Origin of the sequence: Thalassovita sp. (assembly GCF_963691685.1) — a bacterium.
Classification (GTDB): Bacteria; Pseudomonadota; Alphaproteobacteria; order Rhodobacterales; family Rhodobacteraceae; genus Thalassobius.
Window position 1 is genome coordinate 1,676,259 of sequence record NZ_OY829290.1, and the last position, 15,255, is coordinate 1,691,513.

General features: G+C 61.3%; 14 protein-coding genes. 6 read left to right on the top strand and 8 right to left on the bottom strand.

Features of this window, described 5'->3' with window-relative positions; all coding sequences use genetic code 11:
* The first annotated feature begins 10 nt into the window (after positions 1-10).
* Positions 11-2,818, top strand: a complete 2,808-nt coding sequence (locus tag ACORLH_RS08145; RefSeq protein WP_321832182.1) for a bifunctional [glutamine synthetase] adenylyltransferase/[glutamine synthetase]-adenylyl-L-tyrosine phosphorylase — start codon at positions 11-13, stop codon at positions 2,816-2,818.
* On the top strand, positions 2,815-3,102 hold the full coding sequence (locus ACORLH_RS08150; protein ID WP_058244124.1) for a hypothetical protein: 288 nt from the start codon (positions 2,815-2,817) through the stop codon (positions 3,100-3,102). The genes ACORLH_RS08145 and ACORLH_RS08150 overlap by 4 nt, the downstream gene beginning before the upstream one ends.
* 11 nt (positions 3,103-3,113) lie before the next feature.
* On the opposite strand, the gene eda is transcribed toward ACORLH_RS08150, so the two are convergent.
* The gene (eda, locus tag ACORLH_RS08155; RefSeq protein ID WP_321832183.1) at positions 3,114-3,752 is read right to left on the bottom strand and encodes a bifunctional 4-hydroxy-2-oxoglutarate aldolase/2-dehydro-3-deoxy-phosphogluconate aldolase; all 639 of its coding nucleotides are present in this window, start codon (positions 3,750-3,752) and stop codon (positions 3,114-3,116) included.
* A 37-nt stretch (positions 3,753-3,789) separates the two neighbouring features.
* Positions 3,790-5,598, bottom strand: a complete 1,809-nt coding sequence (gene edd, locus ACORLH_RS08160; RefSeq protein ID WP_321832184.1) for a phosphogluconate dehydratase — start codon at positions 5,596-5,598, stop codon at positions 3,790-3,792.
* Positions 5,599-5,888: 290 nt separating this feature from the next.
* Between edd and ACORLH_RS08165 the strand changes: the two genes are divergently transcribed.
* The 3 genes from ACORLH_RS08165 to ACORLH_RS08175 are packed head-to-tail and all read left to right on the top strand — an operon-like array spanning position 5,889 to position 8,340.
* Positions 5,889-6,560: a DUF6778 family protein gene (locus tag ACORLH_RS08165; RefSeq protein WP_321832185.1), complete on the top strand. Its 672-nt coding sequence runs from the start codon at positions 5,889-5,891 to the stop codon at positions 6,558-6,560.
* 39 nt (positions 6,561-6,599) lie between these two features.
* Complete coding sequence (locus tag ACORLH_RS08170; protein WP_321832186.1) at positions 6,600-7,796, top strand: RSP_2647 family RNA methyltransferase; 1,197 nt, start codon at positions 6,600-6,602, stop codon at positions 7,794-7,796.
* Positions 7,797-7,800: 4 nt separating this feature from the next.
* Complete coding sequence (locus ACORLH_RS08175) at positions 7,801-8,340, top strand: RSP_2648 family PIN domain-containing protein (RefSeq protein ID WP_321832187.1); 540 nt, start codon at positions 7,801-7,803, stop codon at positions 8,338-8,340.
* 48 nt (positions 8,341-8,388) lie between these two features.
* On the opposite strand, the gene ACORLH_RS08180 is transcribed toward ACORLH_RS08175, so the two are convergent.
* The 6 genes from ACORLH_RS08180 to ACORLH_RS08205 form a co-directional block, all read right to left on the bottom strand.
* Positions 8,389-9,078: a M48 family metallopeptidase gene (locus ACORLH_RS08180; protein WP_321832188.1), complete on the bottom strand. Its 690-nt coding sequence runs from the start codon at positions 9,076-9,078 to the stop codon at positions 8,389-8,391.
* A gap of 44 nt (positions 9,079-9,122) precedes the next feature.
* On the bottom strand, positions 9,123-10,586 hold the full coding sequence (locus ACORLH_RS08185) for an alkaline phosphatase D family protein (protein ID WP_321832189.1): 1,464 nt from the start codon (positions 10,584-10,586) through the stop codon (positions 9,123-9,125).
* A gap of 57 nt (positions 10,587-10,643) precedes the next feature.
* Positions 10,644-11,828, bottom strand: a complete 1,185-nt coding sequence (locus tag ACORLH_RS08190) for a VWA domain-containing protein (protein ID WP_321832190.1) — start codon at positions 11,826-11,828, stop codon at positions 10,644-10,646.
* A 24-nt stretch (positions 11,829-11,852) separates the two neighbouring features.
* Positions 11,853-12,020, bottom strand: coding sequence for a hypothetical protein (locus tag ACORLH_RS08195; RefSeq protein WP_058244115.1), 168 nt, complete (start codon positions 12,018-12,020; stop codon positions 11,853-11,855).
* Entirely contained in the window at positions 12,017-13,396 is a 1,380-nt protein-coding gene (locus ACORLH_RS08200; protein WP_321832193.1) for a DUF2927 domain-containing protein, read from the bottom strand. The genes ACORLH_RS08195 and ACORLH_RS08200 overlap by 4 nt, the downstream gene beginning before the upstream one ends.
* Positions 13,397-13,731: 335 nt before the next feature.
* Positions 13,732-14,571, bottom strand: a complete 840-nt coding sequence (locus tag ACORLH_RS08205; RefSeq protein WP_321832194.1) for a MoxR family ATPase — start codon at positions 14,569-14,571, stop codon at positions 13,732-13,734.
* A 179-nt stretch (positions 14,572-14,750) separates the two neighbouring features.
* Between ACORLH_RS08205 and dksA the strand changes: the two genes are divergently transcribed.
* A complete protein-coding gene (gene dksA / locus ACORLH_RS08210; RefSeq protein ID WP_058244334.1) occupies positions 14,751-15,173 on the top strand; it encodes an RNA polymerase-binding protein DksA in 423 nt (140 codons plus the stop codon).
* Positions 15,174-15,255: the final 82 nt, after the last annotated feature.

Here is a 15,255-nt window from a genome sequence, read left to right on the forward strand (position 1 = left end):
ATCTGAGCGCATGAGTTTTACCAGTCGTATCACCCGCCAACCCGTTGCTTTTGATCCTGATCTTGGGGCCGAGGCGCTTGCTAGCCTGCCTGATTTGGCGCCGGACCTGCGCGCGCTGGTCCATGCGGTTGCGGGCTGTTCGCCCTACCTGAAATCGCTGATGGCCAAAGAGGGGGAGTGGATCACCGCCGCGATGGAGGATCCAGAGGCGGCGGTTGCAGCGGAACATGCCGCCCTGCGTGAGACCGCGCCGGATCAGCTGCCCGTTGCCCTGCGGCAGGGCAAACGCCGGATCGCGCTGCTGGCGGGGCTTGCCGATTGTGGGGGCGTCTGGTCGCTGGAGCAGGTGACGGGCGCGCTGACCGATTACGCTGACTTGTCGGTGCATATGGCGCTGCGCGCAACCATCGGACAGGAGATCAAGCGCAAGAAACTGCCCGGCGCGCAGCCTGAAGATGCCGAACACGCTGGTGGCATGGTGGCGCTGGCGATGGGCAAGATGGGCGCAGGGGAGTTGAACTATTCCTCTGACATCGATCTGATCTGCCTGTTTGACGAAAGCCGCTTTGACCGCGACGATTATCAGGACGCACGCGCCTCGTTCGTGCGGGCGACACGTCGGATGGCGGCGATGCTGTCGGACCTGACCGGGGACGGCTATGTGTTTCGCACCGATCTGAGGCTGCGCCCGGACCCGGCTGTGACGCCCGTCTGTATGGCGATGGCCGCGGCTGAGACCTATTATGAAAGCCTGGGCCGGACCTGGGAACGGGCCGCCTATATCAAGGCACGGCCTGCCGCCGGGGATCTGGAGGCGGGCAATGGGTTTCTGCAAACCCTGCGCCCTTTTGTGTGGCGCAAACATCTGGACTTCGCGGCCATTCAGGACGCGCATGATATGCGCCTCAGGATCCGTGAACATAAGGGGTTGGGCGGTGCGTTGGAGCTGGCCGGTCACAACATGAAGCTGGGCCGCGGTGGTATCCGCGAGATCGAGTTTTTCACCCAGACCCGCCAGTTGATTGCCGGTGGACGTGACCCGGATCTGCGGGTACGCGGCACAGTTGCGGGGTTGCGGGTGCTGGCTGATAAAAACTGGATCACCGGTGAGGTGGCTGAGAAACTGACGGATCATTACCAGTTCCACCGCACCGTCGAGCACCGCGTGCAGATGGTGAATGACGCCCAGACCCACGCCCTGCCCAAGTCACCGGAAAACATGGCGCGGCTGGCCTGTTTCCTTGGGCGGGACCAGACGGAGCTGGAGAACGAGCTGCGCCACCGGTTGGAAGAGGTGCATGAGCTGACCGAGGAGTTTTTTGCCCCGGATGCCGCTGATCCCTCAGCCCTTTCTGATGATCCGACGCCGGGCTTTGATCCCTCAATCATCCAGCGTTGGCAAAGCTACCCGGCGTTCCGGTCTGCCCGCGCGGTGGAGATCTTTGAACGCATCAAGCCACGGCTGTTTGATCAGTTGAAACGGGCTGCGAAACCGGACGAGGCGCTGGCGGCGCTGGATGGGTTCTTGGCCGGGTTGCCGGCGGGTGTGCAGCTCTTGTCGCTGTTTGAGGCCAATCCGCAGATCATCGATCTGTTGGTCGATATCTCAGGGTCGTCACCCTGGCTGGCCAGCTATCTGTCGCGCAATTCAGGCGTTTTTGATGCGGTGATTGGCGGCAGCTTCTTTGCTGAATGGCCGGGCCGCACCCATCTGCAATCTGAACTGGCGGCACGATTGGCGGCCGATACGGATTATGAACATAAATTGGATCTGGCGCGCCGCTGGACCAAAGAATGGCGTTTCCGCATCGGGGTGCATCACCTGCGTGGGCTGGTCAACGCGGATGAGGCGGCGGTGCATTCCGCCGAACTGGCGGAGGCTACGCTTGCCGCACTGTGGCCTGAGGTTGCCGCGCAGTTTGCCCTGAAATACGGGCCACAGCCCGGGCGGGGCGCGGCGGTTTTGGGGATGGGATCACTTGGGGCAGGGCGCCTCAACGCGACCTCTGATCTTGATCTGATCGTGGTTTATGATGCCGACGGGGTGGAGTTTTCTGAGGGCCGCAAACCCCTGGCGGCGCGCACATATTACGCCAAGCTGACGCAGGCCATGGTGACCGCTGTCACCGCCCAGATGCCGCAGGGGCGGCTGTATGAAATTGACATGCGGTTGCGCCCCTCGGGGACGCAGGGGCCGGTTGCCACCTCACTGGCATCCTTCCGGGATTATCAGACCCATGAGGCCTGGACCTGGGAACATCTGGCGCTCAGCCGGGCCCGTGCCGTTGCCGGGGCAAAGGATGTCGCGGATGACGTGGAAGAGGTACGCCGGGATGTCCTAGCTTTGCCGCGCGAGACAGGAAAAATTCTGACCGATGTGGCGGAGATGCGCGACCGGATCGCTGCGGCCAAAGGGCCTGCCAGGCCTTGGGATGCCAAGGTGGGGCGCGGCCGTTTGCAGGATGTGGAATTGCTGGCACAGGCGGCGGTTCTGGTGTCCGGCAGCGCGGTGCGCTCCGTCGCTGAAGGGCTGGAGGCCGCGGTTGCCACTGGTCTGATCGCGTCAGAGGAACGGGAGCGGCTGATCATGGCCTATGATCTCTGCTGGAAGGTACAGATGGTGAGCAAACTGCTGACGGACAAACCGCTGGAGCCTGAGGTGATCGGCGAAGGGGGGCGGGCGCTGTTGCTGCATGAAACCTCAGAGCCTGCTCTGGACGCGCTGCTGGCGCGCCTTGGCGAGGCAACGCAGGCGGCGGCCAAAGTGATTGATGCGGTTTTGGCCCGCAATGGCGCCACAGGGGAGGCACAGGCATGAGCCTTGAGAAAATCAATGACCCGCTGGACCCCAAAGGGCTGATCCGCGAAAGCTTCCGCATGGAGGGCTTGGAGGTGGGTGAAGCACGCTCAATCTTCCTGGACTGGGCGCTGAGCCTGCCCGCAAGCGAAAGCCAACAGCAGGCCGCTGCGACCCTGCTGTCACGTTATGGCGCAGGGCATGAAAATCACCCGATGTGGCCGGTGTTGAACGATGCAACACGCCCCCCGGAAAAAGCAAAACGCCGCGGCGGCTGGCGCGCACGGCGTTCTGATCTGGACTGATCGCTTAGGGCTTAGCCCAGTTTGGCGGCCTCAGCGGCCAGGGCTTCGATGCCTGCCCAATCGCCGGCCTGAACCTTGTCTTTGGGCGCGACCCAGCTGCCGCCAACACAGGCGGTGTTGGGCAGGCTCAGGTAATCCATCGCATTTCCTGGGCTGACGCCACCGGTGGGGCAGAACAGGATCTGCGGCAGGGGCGCGCCGATGGCTTTCAATGCAGGTGCGCCGCCATTGGCCTCCGCCGGGAAGAACTTCTGCACGCGGTAGCCACGTTCCAACAGTTTCATCGCCTCGCTAGAGGTCGCAGCGCCGGGCAGGATCGGCAGACCAATCTCTTCGCAGGCATCCAGCAGCTTATCTGTTGCGCCGGGGGCAACGGCAAACTGTGCACCGGCCTCTTTGGCGGCGACGGCATCGGCGCGGGTCAGCACGGTGCCAGCACCGACAATGCCACCCTCAACCTTGGCCATCTCACGGATCACGTCCAATGCAGCGGGGGTGCGAAGCGTCACTTCCAGCACCGGCAGGCCACCGGCCACCAGCGCCTGTGCCAGATCGCCAGCGGTGGCGGCCTCTTCGACCACTAGAACCGGGATCACCGGGGCCGCACGGCAGAGTTTTTCGGTAAAGACGGAAGCCTCTTCGGGGGTCATCTCATCATCCTTTGAATCACAATTGATGTTATCTGGCTTACACCACCACCGCGGCGCCGGTGTCGGCTGTTCCAACCATCTGGCGGAAGGGGGCGAACAATTCGCGCCCGATGCCATGGGAATTGTCGCTGAGGTCCGGCTGACGCGCCGGGCGATCAGCAAAGCCTTCGGCGAGGTTTTCCAACGTGCCATTGACCGCATCCACACGGATCATGTCGCCATCCTGAACGCGGCTCAGCGGTCCAGCGCCAAGCGCTTCGGGGCTGACGTGGATAGCCGCGGGCACCTTGCCCGAAGCCCCGGACATCCGGCCATCGGTGACCAGCGCCACCCGCAGCCCACGGTCCAGCAGCACGGCCAGCGTGGGGGTGAGGTTGTGCAGTTCCGGCATGCCATTGGCACTGGGGCCCTGGAAGCGCACAACAACCACGGTGTCTTCGGTGAACTCACCTTTCTGGAAGGCCTCCTTCACCGCGCCCTGGCTTTCAAACACCCGTGCCTTGGCTTCGATCACATGCAATTCAGGTGCAACGGCGGAGACTTTCATCATGCCATGACCCAGGTTGCCCTTCAGTTGTTTCAAACCACCGGTGGTCTGGAACGCCTGGTCGACAGGGCGAAGGATCTTTTCATTCAGGCTGTTGCGCGGGCCCGGTTCATAATGGACGCGGCCATCCCGCAGCTTTGGTTCCTCGGTGTAGCGGCCAAGGCCGTCACCTGCGGTGGTTTTCACATCCTCATGCAGAAGCCCGTTTTCCAGCAGCTGGCCAATCATGTAGCCCAGACCGCCCGCAGCGTGGAAATGGTTCACGTCGGCCAGACCGTTTGGATAGACCTTGGCCAGCAGCGGCGTGGCGGAGGAAAGGTCATCAAAATCCTCCAGCGCCAGCAGAACACCGGCAGCGCGCGCCATCGCCGGCAGGTGCAGAACCAGGTTGGTCGAGCCACCCGTGGCCATCAGGCCAACGATGCCGTTCACAAAGGCGCGTTCATCCAGGATCTGCGACACCGGGCGATAGTCATTGCCCAGAAGCGTGTTTTGCAGCGCCTGTTCGGTGCCCGCAACCGTCAGCGCATCGCGCAGGGGCGTGTTGGGGTTCACGAAGGACGCACCGGGCAGGTGCAGCCCCATAAACTCCATCAGCATCTGGTTGGAGTTTGCAGTGCCATAGAAAGTGCAGGTACCGGGGCCGTGGTAGCTGGCCATTTCGGCCTTCATCAGCTCATCGCGACCGATGTTGCCCTTGGCAAATTCCTTGCGCACCCGCGCCTTTTCGTCATTCGGCAGGCCTGAGGTCATCGGCCCCGCGGGCAGGAAGACACCGGGGATATAGCCAAAGGTCGCCGCGCCGATGATCAGACCCGGCACGATCTTGTCGCAAACCCCGAGATACAGCGCGGTGTCAAAGGTGTTGTGGCTGAGCGCAACGCCGGTGGCCAGCGCGATCACGTCGCGTGAAAACAGCGACAGCTCCATGCCGACCTGGCCTTGGGTGACGCCGTCGCACATGGCGGGCACGCCGCCGGCAACCTGTGCCGTCGCACCGTTTTTCCGCGCAGTGTCCCGGATCAGATCGGGGTAGCGTTCATAGGGCTGGTGCGCTGACAGCATGTCATTGTAGGCGCTGACGATGCCTACGTTGGGCGCGCGCCCTTCGGCCAGCCGCGACTGGTCATTGCCCATGGCCGCATAGGCATGGGCCTGGTTGCCGCAGGTCAGATGGGCCCGGCGGGGCCCTTCTTCGGCGGCCTGCGCCATACGGGCGAGATAGGTGGAACGTGTTTCCTGACTGCGTTCGCGGATGCGATCGGTGACCCTTGCGACGGTGTCATTCAGCTGGGGCATAGGAACCTCTTGAGGCCTGATAAAGGCGCAACCTGACTGTGTTGCGCCCCCTATGCCATGTTAGCGGTAACAATTCAAGGGGCGCAGCGTCAGTTTTACCATATAACTCCGATCCCGTCATAAGCCCTGCAAAGTCAGCCCAAGACGCGCGGTTCGCGGCGGATTGTGCCGCAAGAGGCGCGCAAAATGATCCCGCCATTGTCCCGATGCTGCCCCATTTGCGCCCCATTCCCAGATCAAATTTGAATCAAATCAGAAAAAGGGCGGGGGACGCCCTGAGGAGTAGGCAGATGAAAACGCTTCGTATTGTAGCCCTTCTGGCAGTTGGACTTGGCCTGTCGGCCTGTGCATCGGTAGACACCGCTAGCCGGAACGCCCCGATGGAATTGCCGCAGATGACGGCCCCGGCCACGCAGGTGGTTTCGGTTCAGGACTATAACATCAAAGTCTCGCGCGCCCTGCGTGTCTCAGAGGCCAACAGCTACTATCCGCTGGGTGACATCGTCTGGCGCGGTGAGGCGATCGGCGATCGTCACGCTCAGGTGGCCCGCATTTTCCAAACCTCGATCCAGCGCGTGCAGGAGAAAAACGCCGAAGGTGCGCTGCCAGTGATCGTGGATGTGGACGTAAAACGCTTCCATGCGCTGACCGAAAAGACCCGTTACACCGTCGGCGGTGTGCATTCGATCACCTTTGAACTGAGCGTGCGCAACCCGTTAACCGGTGACCTCTTGGTGCCGACCCGCGAAATTCAGGCCGACCTGCGCGGCTTTGGCGGCAGCCGGGCCATTCAGGCAGAACAGGCCGGGATGACCCAGAAGGTGCGCATCACCCAGCATATCGCCAATGTGATTGCTCAGGAACTGTCGGCGCCGGGGTCGGTTGCCCCGCGCATCACCGAACTGGTCGATGGGCTGGAAACCAACTTTGCCCCTGAAGGTGAGGATGCGGTGCGGCTCTAAGCCCTTTCGCAACAGATCAAACACGGGTAAGAGGGCGCCATGACAGCGCCCTCTTATTCCGTGATCCGACTGAAACCCAAAGCCAACGCCCGCGCCATCCGCCGCGGCTTTCCTTGGGTCTATGACAATGAACTTGTGACCGACCGCCGCACCAAGAAACTGGTGCCGGGGTCCTTGGCCGTTTTGGAAGATGCCGACCGCAGCCCGATGGGGCTGGTCGCGGTGAACCCCAATTCACGTATCTTCGGCCGCATGCTGGATCGCGATCCGGCGGCGGAGATCAACGAGGCATGGTTTGCGGCCCGCATCAGCAAGGCGCTGGAGTTGCGCGCGCGTCTTTACGCTGACCCCTTCTACCGGCTCATCCACGCCGAGGCAGATGGCCTGCCGGGCGTGGTGATCGACCGCTTCGGCGACACCGCGGTGGTGCAGCCCAACGCAGCCTGGGCCGATGTGCATTTTGACGCGTTGGAGGCCGCTTTGATCTCGGTCACCGGGGTGGCCAATGTGATCAAGAACGCCTCGGGCCGCGCCCGTAGCCTGGAAGGGCTGGATGATGTCACAGCCACCACCACAGGCAATGCCCCAGATGCCCCGGTTGAGGTGCCGATGAACGGGGCGATCTACATGGCGGATCTGACCGGCGGTCAGAAAACCGGCCTGTTTTTCGATCAGCGCCCGAACCATGCCTTTGCGGCGTCATTGTCCAAAGATGCCAAAGTGTTGGACGTCTTCTCTCATGTCGGTGGCTTCTCACTGGCGGCGCTGGCAGGCGGCGCCTCTTCAGCACTGGCCGTTGACGGCTCCGCAGCCGCGCTGGAACTGGCCGAAGCCGGCGCCAAGGCGGCCGGGGTGGAGGATCGTTTTGCAACCCGCAAGGGCGATGCTTTTGACGTTCTGGCGCAGCTGGGCGAAGAAGGGGAACGCTTTGATGTGGTGATCTGTGATCCACCCGCCTTTGCCCCGAACAAACAGGCACTTGAGGCAGGTCTGCGTGCCTATGAGCGTATTGCCCGCCTTGCAGCGCCTCTGGTGCGGCCGGGGGGCTATCTGGGCCTCTGCTCCTGTTCACATGCCGCCGAGGTTAGCAAGTTCCGTGTGGCCTGCCTGCGCGGGCTGGGCCGTGCCGGGCGCCCGTCGCAACTGCTGCACACGGGTTTTGCCGGGCCAGACCATCCGCTGATGCCGCAGCTGGCGGAAAGCGGTTACCTGAAATCGCTGTTCTTCCGGCTCTGATCCGGTGAAGGTCCTGCTCGACACCTGCGTGATCTACCCCACGGTCATGCGCGAAGTGCTGCTGGGCGCGGCGCGGGCGGGATTGTTCACACCGCTCTGGTCAGAGCGCATTTTGGAAGAATGGGCGCGTGCTGCCCGCAAATTGGGCCCCGAAGGTGAGGCGCAGGCGCGTGGTGAAGTTGCTTTGCTGCAGGCCGCCTGGCCCCGGGCCGCGGTCACCTGGCCGCCCTCGTTGGAGGATCGCCTGTACCTGCCGGACCCCGCGGATACCCATGTGCTGGCTGCAGCGATTGCTGGATCCGCGGATCTGCTGATCACCATGAACGCCAAAGACTTCCCGCGCCACATCCTGGCCGAGGAGGGGCTCAGCCGACAGGATCCCGATGGGTTTCTGCAGGGTCTTTGGCAAGCCAACCCCGGGGTGATGCAGGACGTGGTCCAAGCCGTGCGCAGCACCGCCGAACGCCTGTCGGGGGAGGTTTGGACCAGCCGCGCGCTGTTGAAAAAGGCCCGGCTGCCGCGCCTGGGCAAAGCGGTTGGGTAACGGCAGCCCATTTCTTTCAATGTTCTGAAAGTACTTAAAAAAGCCGGCTCAGGCTTTCACACCCCATTTGGCCTCAAGCGCTTCGATCGCGGCAATCCGCTCCCCGGTTTTGGGGTGGCTCAGCAACCAGGCCGGGGTGCCATTGCCTGCTGAGGCCGTCAGCGCCTCCAACTTTTCAAACAGGGATTTCTGTGGCGCGGTGCCGATGCCTGATTTCGTCAGCAGCGCGGCGGCATATTCATCCGCCTCATATTCATCGCCCCGCGACAGCCGGGCCGCCAGCATGGTCGTCAGCGCATTGGCGATCATCGCGCCAACGCCGGGGATAACCCGTGACAGCACCATCGCCAACGCCGTGCGCAGCGCGTTCTGGCCGGAAAAATCAATCATCCGGCGGCGCGAATGGCCAAGGGCCACATGACCCAGCTCATGGGCGATCACGCTGGACAGCTCCTCGGCGGAGACCTCACCGTTTTGAAACTTGCGATAAAACCCGCGGGTGATGAAAATCCGCCCGTCTGGCGCCGCAAGCCCGTTGACCGGATCGATCTCATAGATGTGCACCTTGATCCGCGGCAGATCCAAGGCCCGCGCCATCCGCGTGGTCATCTCGCGCAGTTTCGGGTCCATCAGCTCGGTGGATTGCTCATCCAGTTGGCGCGCTAGCCGCCAAGCGGAAAATCGATACATGGCAACCGCATAGAGGATGGCCAGGAGGATCGGAGTGAACTTCAGCATGAGCTAGATATGGGGCTTTCAGCGCGCGCAGGCAAGGGCGCAGGTCAAAGCGGCATCCACGTACTTGGGCCGCTGTACTCCAGGGCCCATTGTGCCTTCCAATTGCCTTCGGATTGGCGCAGCAACAGGTAGTTGCGCTCAGCCACATAGCGATGGCTTTGACCCGGAATGGGGCGCATCTGAATGGGGTGGCCGGGCAGGGGGCTGTCACCAAAGCGGGCCAACATGTCCAGAAACCGCGCCCAGGCCTTCGGCGGTGCCCGATGTGAAATGCCCGAGGCAACCAGCTGATGCATAACCTTACCTGCCCCCAGCGCCATTTCACCCCGCGCGGCCAGATGAATTTCGCCGGACAGAACGGTCACATCCTGACCGTCGGGGCTGGCGATGCGCTGCAGGATCTCCAGCATATGCTGCCAGCTGTCGCGATGGGCGCGGCTTTGCCATTGATCGCGCAGGTCATCTTCGTATTTCTGCATCGATGGGATCGCCATCATGATCCATTCCAGAACGGACAGGCGCGGCCCCAGCACCGGGACCGAGGACATGACAAAGGTCCGCCCCGGCGCATGCGTGTGCCCTGCACCTTCCATCATGCGCCAGCCTGAGGTGCCCATCACCTCACGCCGGCTGCGTTCGGACCGCAGATCAGGCGCCAGCAGGCGCAGGCCGGGCGCGGTGATCGTCCAGCCCAGATGCAGGCCGGTCGGATCGGCAAAGCGGGCCGGCAGGTCGCCATCCACACAGCCGTGCTGGAACAACAGCGCTGCCTCACGGGCGCAGTCAAACAGCATCTGTCCCACCGGCGAATAGGTGCGCGACCGCCGCAATGATCCCCAGCCATCGCAGATGTCATGGTCATCCCATTGCATCAGGGATGGCACACGTGCCGCCAAATGGGCGTGCTCAGGGGCGTCATAGACGGCGATGTAGCGGTCCAGAAACCGTTCCCGGAAATGGGTGCGCAAATCCGCCAGATCACCGCGGCTGGGATCGCGTGGCAGGCGGTCGGGCCAATCATGGCTAAGGGGATGGCCCAGCGTCACCTCATCGGCATAGACCTGATCGCCACCATGCAGCAGCAGGGACAGTGGCGTTTGATCATGTGTTTTTGCCAGCTGTCGCCACATTGCGTTACGCTCATCACCGTCACGGGCCAGATCGCCGTGCTCTTCCCCGTTGCAGGAAACATAGGCGATCCGCATCGCCCCTTCACGGCAGCCCGCAAGGTCAAAGCGGTTGCCGTTCCAGCGATAATATGAGGGTTCCGTTGCGGGGCGGGCAAACCGGCAGCGCCAGATCGTAACATGTTGATAGGTTGCGAGGTTTTGGGCTGGAATCGAAATACCATCCAACTCAACTGGCGGCAGTTCTTGCCCGTTGGGGGCAATAAACAGGGCGGCCAGATGCATCTTACCGTCCCGTATGTCGTCCAGCATCAGGATTGGCCCAAGGGGCTGCTTCAGATGTGCGGAAAGGGGCGGGGAGGGGGCGGTGGCGGGTTTCATCTTGCTGCCTCAGGTAGGGGGCAGCGTTGATTTGATCAAGATGGGATCGCGCGAATATTAGCGCCCCAGTTCTTTCATCCCACGTTCGATGCCTTCAAGCGTCATCGGCACCATGCGATCCTCAAACAGGTCGCGGATCATTTGGATGGACTGGGTGTAGGGCCAGTACTTCTCGGCCACCGGATTGATCCAGATGTGATCGGGCCATTGGTCGCGGGCGCGCTGCAGCCAGACCTCACCCGCCTCTTCGTTCCAATGCTCATTGGCGCCGCCGCGGTAGGCGATTTCATAAGGCGACATGGAGGCGTCACCCACAAAGATGCATTTGTAATCAGAGCCATAGGTGTGCAGCACATCCCAGGTTGGGGTTTGCTGGTCCCAGCGGCGTTTGTTGTCCTTCCATACACCTTCATAGAGGCAGTTGTGGAAGTAGAAGTGCTCCATATGTTTAAACTCGGACTTGGCGGCCGAAAACAGCTCCTCCAGCACCTGAATATGGGGATCCATCGAACCGCCGATGTCCAGGAACAGCAGAACCTTCACCGCATTGCGCTTCTCCGGGCGAGTCTGGACATCCAGATAGCCGTGTTCGGCCGTGGCGCGGATGGTGCCGTCAAGATCCAACTCTTCATCCGCCCCGTTGCGGGCCCAGTTGCGCAACCGTTTCAGCGCGACCTTGATGTTGCGGGTGCCCAGCTCCACCTCACCGTCGAGGTTGCGGAACTCTCGCTTGTCCCAGACCTTCACAGCGCGCTGGTGGCGACTTTCTTTCTGGCCGATCCGCACGCCCTCAGGATTGTAGCCATAAGCCCCAAAGGGGGAGGTGCCGGCCGTGCCGATCCATTTGTTGCCACCCTGATGGCGGCCCTCTTGTTCTTTCAGACGTTCCTTGAGCGTTTCCATAAGCTTATCAAAGCCGCCTAAAGCGTCGATTTCGGCTTTTTCTTCTTCGCTCAGGTGTTTTTCCGCCAGTTTTTCCAGCCAGTCGCCGGGGATATCCACAGCGTTTAGCACGTCGCCCAGCTGGATATCTTCGAGCCCAGAAAAGGTCGCGGCGAAAGCGCGGTCAAACTTGTCAAGGTTGCGCTCATCCTTCACCATTGCGACGCGGGCGAGGTAATAAAACCCATCCACATCATAGGTGACCAGGCCAGCCTTCACCGCCTCAAGAAACGACAGGTATTCCCGCAGGGAAACGGGAATGTCGGCTTTGCGCAGGTTTTCAAAGAATGGCAGAAACATCGCGGGCCTCCTCAAGCGGTGAGGTCAGACGGCTGCGCGATGCACGATGATGGTGATGAACAGCCCAATGATCGAAAACAGGATGGCATAAGCGGCTGCATATTGCAGCATGTCTTTCATCTGACCTTTGCGGCGTTTCGCCAGCCCGGCCCCAAAAAGAATCCCAAAGACCAGCCCTGCAAGTACGATCATGTCCGCCCATTTCCTCTTTTCAGCGGGCTAAGTGCAGTGATTTCCTGCAATTTGGCCCGAACTGCCCAATCAGCGCCGAACCCGTAGCGTGCCCAGCCCAGACTGTCCAGTCTGACCAAACGTGCCTCAGTGCCGCGCCCCAACAGATCTAGCGCTTCGGCGCGCAAAAGCATCAGCGTCGACAAGAGGGCCGCGTTTTCGTGGCGTTTGGCCACATCCAGATAGGGATCAATGATGTCCAACGCGGCCTGACCGCGCCCTTCATGGATCGCATAGGCCGCCAGTTGCTGGGCCACCTGGGCGCTGTGAAGCTGGGTGCCGGGGCGTTGGCTGTAATAGCGCTGCGCGGCCAGGAAATGGGACAGGGCGACATCCGGATCCTGACTCTGGGTCAGACGGCCAAGCGCGTAATGGGAAAAGGCGCGACGGTGATCTGTCCAACCTTCGGAGCGGGCGATGTTGACCGCTTTCTGGGCCGCCGAGCGGCGACCGGCGGCACTGGCTCCGGGGCCAAGCGCGGTTTGGATCGCTTCAATCCAGCTACGCGGCGTGGTCCGTAGATATTCCGGGCTGCGGTTTGCACCAGCGGGGTTCAGCCGCGCCAAAACAGCCGGCAGGCGTTCCGCCACCTGTGCACGGCTCATCCCGTTTTGCAACTCAGGCGCATAGAAGGCGCGTAGAACCAGCATGTCATAGCCGGTCAGAACCGTATGGACGTTGTCGTCATTAAAGACGCTGTCGGACAGGCGGTAGAGGTCATTGAGCGGCCCCAACGCCTGTGCCAGTTCTTCATGCAGGCAGTCCCGCATTTCCTGCGGCGGCGCATCTGACGGCACAAAGATCGCCAGCCGTTCGCGGTTTTGCAGCTGCGTCCAATCGGTGCGCGGGGCGCGGCGGGCCTTGCTGTATTCGGCAAGGCTGGAAACATTCGGCACCACAAAACAGGCGGCCGAGGGCAGGTGACGGCGGATCTTGGCGTGGCTCACCGCCTCAATCGTGATTGAGGCCTGACCGGATTGCACCCGGCGAATGTTGATCCCGGCCTCACGGCGCAAACGGTCGGTCAGCGCATCCAGCTCAAGCGACAGGCTGATCGGGGCCTGACCGGTCAAACGCAGGGTAATCGGACCTTCAAATCGGGTGAAACGGGGCAGTTGCCGCCCCGATTCCAGCTGAAACGCCAAATCCAGAATGTCGCGTGCCAGATCGGTGTTGGACACCTGCGGCACGCTGGCCCGGCTGGCGGTGAAGGTCTTCATCGGTGGCAGGATGGTGGCCGGTTCGGTAGAGGCACGGCTGGGCTGTTCCAGCGGGGCGGTCGCCATACAGGCGCTTAACCCAATGCATAAGGGCAGAGCAGCAAGAAAACGGATCATCGATAAACACCCCTAACCGAACCAAAAGGCAGCAAAAACAGCAGTAATTTCAACAGCAGCGACGCCATACTTACACCTTTTCACGCATAAAACACCAATCGACGCACCTGGGGCCTGTCAGTAATTTGTCAGGCTTTTGCCATGTTAGGCGTGATTTGCGGCACAAATGCGGCTTTAGGTTCCCGTCTCGGAAACAATCGTAAGGGTTTGTTTACCACGATTTTGGGCCGGGGCGGCAGGAAAATTAGTGGTTTCACTTGGCCGCATCCGGCTGCCGCCCGATGATGCGCCAAAACGGTCCGCCGCCCCGACAATTGGCCGGGGCGGCGATCACGTTACCTTTGACCACGGGCCATGAAGGCCAGCCGTTCAAACAGATGCACGTCCTGTTCGTTTTTCAGCAGTGCACCATGCAGCCGCGGCAGGGCGTTACTGCCATCGCGGCGCAGATCTTCGGCGTCCAGATCTTCGGCCAAGAGCAGTTTCAACCAATCCAAAACCTCTGACGTCGAAGGTTTTTTCTTCAGCCCGCGGGTGTCACGGATTTCGTAAAACTGGGTCAGTGCGGTGGTCAGCAGCTGTTCCTTGATGCCGGGGTGATGCACCTCAACGATTTTGCGCATCGTCTCGGCATCCGGGAAGGAAATGTAGTGGAAGAAGCAGCGGCGCAGGAAGGCGTCCGGCAGCTCTTTTTCATTGTTGGAGGTGATGATGATCACCGGGCGGTTTTTCGCCGAGATGGTTTCACCGGTCTCATAGACGTGGAAGGCCATCTTATCGAGTTCCTGCAGCAGGTCGTTTGGAAACTCGATATCTGCTTTGTCGATCTCATCAATCAGCAGCACAACTTTCTTGTCAGACTCAAACGCCTGCCAAAGCTTGCCCTTCTTGATGTAGTTTTTGACGTCATGCACACGTTCTTCGCCCAGCTGGCTGTCGCGCAGCCGGCTGACGGCGTCATATTCGTAAAGACCCTGCTGCGCTTTGGTGGTGGATTTGATGTTCCACTCGATCATCTCAAGCCCCAGCGCCGAAGCCACCTGTTTGGCCAATTCGGTCTTCCCGGTGCCCGGTTCACCCTTCACCAAAAGGGGGCGTTCCAGTGTCACAGCGGCGTTCACTGCAACTGTCAGGTCTTCGGTGGCCACATAGGCCTCGGTTCCTTGGAATTTCATCCGCCTCGTTCCGTCGTTCCTTGTTGGCCGTCACCCTAACGCGAAGCCTGCCCCCCTGCAATCTGGGGCGTTAAATGACGTGACATTGCTGCGCGGTTGCGATAGACCCCGCCTCGGGAGGCGCCAAAATGTCAAAGGATCACGTGTTGGCACAAGTTGGCCTTGATGAGGGAATTGAGATGAAGGCGGAAACCTTTATTTCCGATGATTATCGTCCGGCCGAGGACGAACCATTTATGAACGACAAGCAGCTTGAGTATTTCAGACGCAAGCTGTTGAATTGGAAAGCAGATCTGCTAGCAGACACCCGCGACACGATCGAGGGTCTGCAGGACGGAACCCGCAACATTCCTGATGTTGCGGACCGGGCCAGCGAAGAGACGGACCGGGCGCTGGAACTGCGCACCCGGGACCGTCAGCGCAAGCTGGTTGCCAAGATCGACTCGGCCCTGCGCCGCATCGATGAGGGCGAATATGGCTACTGCGATGTGACCGGTGAGCCGATCAGCCTGAAACGGCTGGACGCCCGTCCGATCGCCACCATGAGCCTTGAGGCGCAAGAGCGTCACGAGCGCCGTGAAAAGGTGCATCGCGACGACTGATCGCCGCGAAATCGCGCAGATTTTGGCGCGATTTGTCAAGCAACGACGTTAACGCCGGGGCAGGTCCTCGGCGTTTCCTATT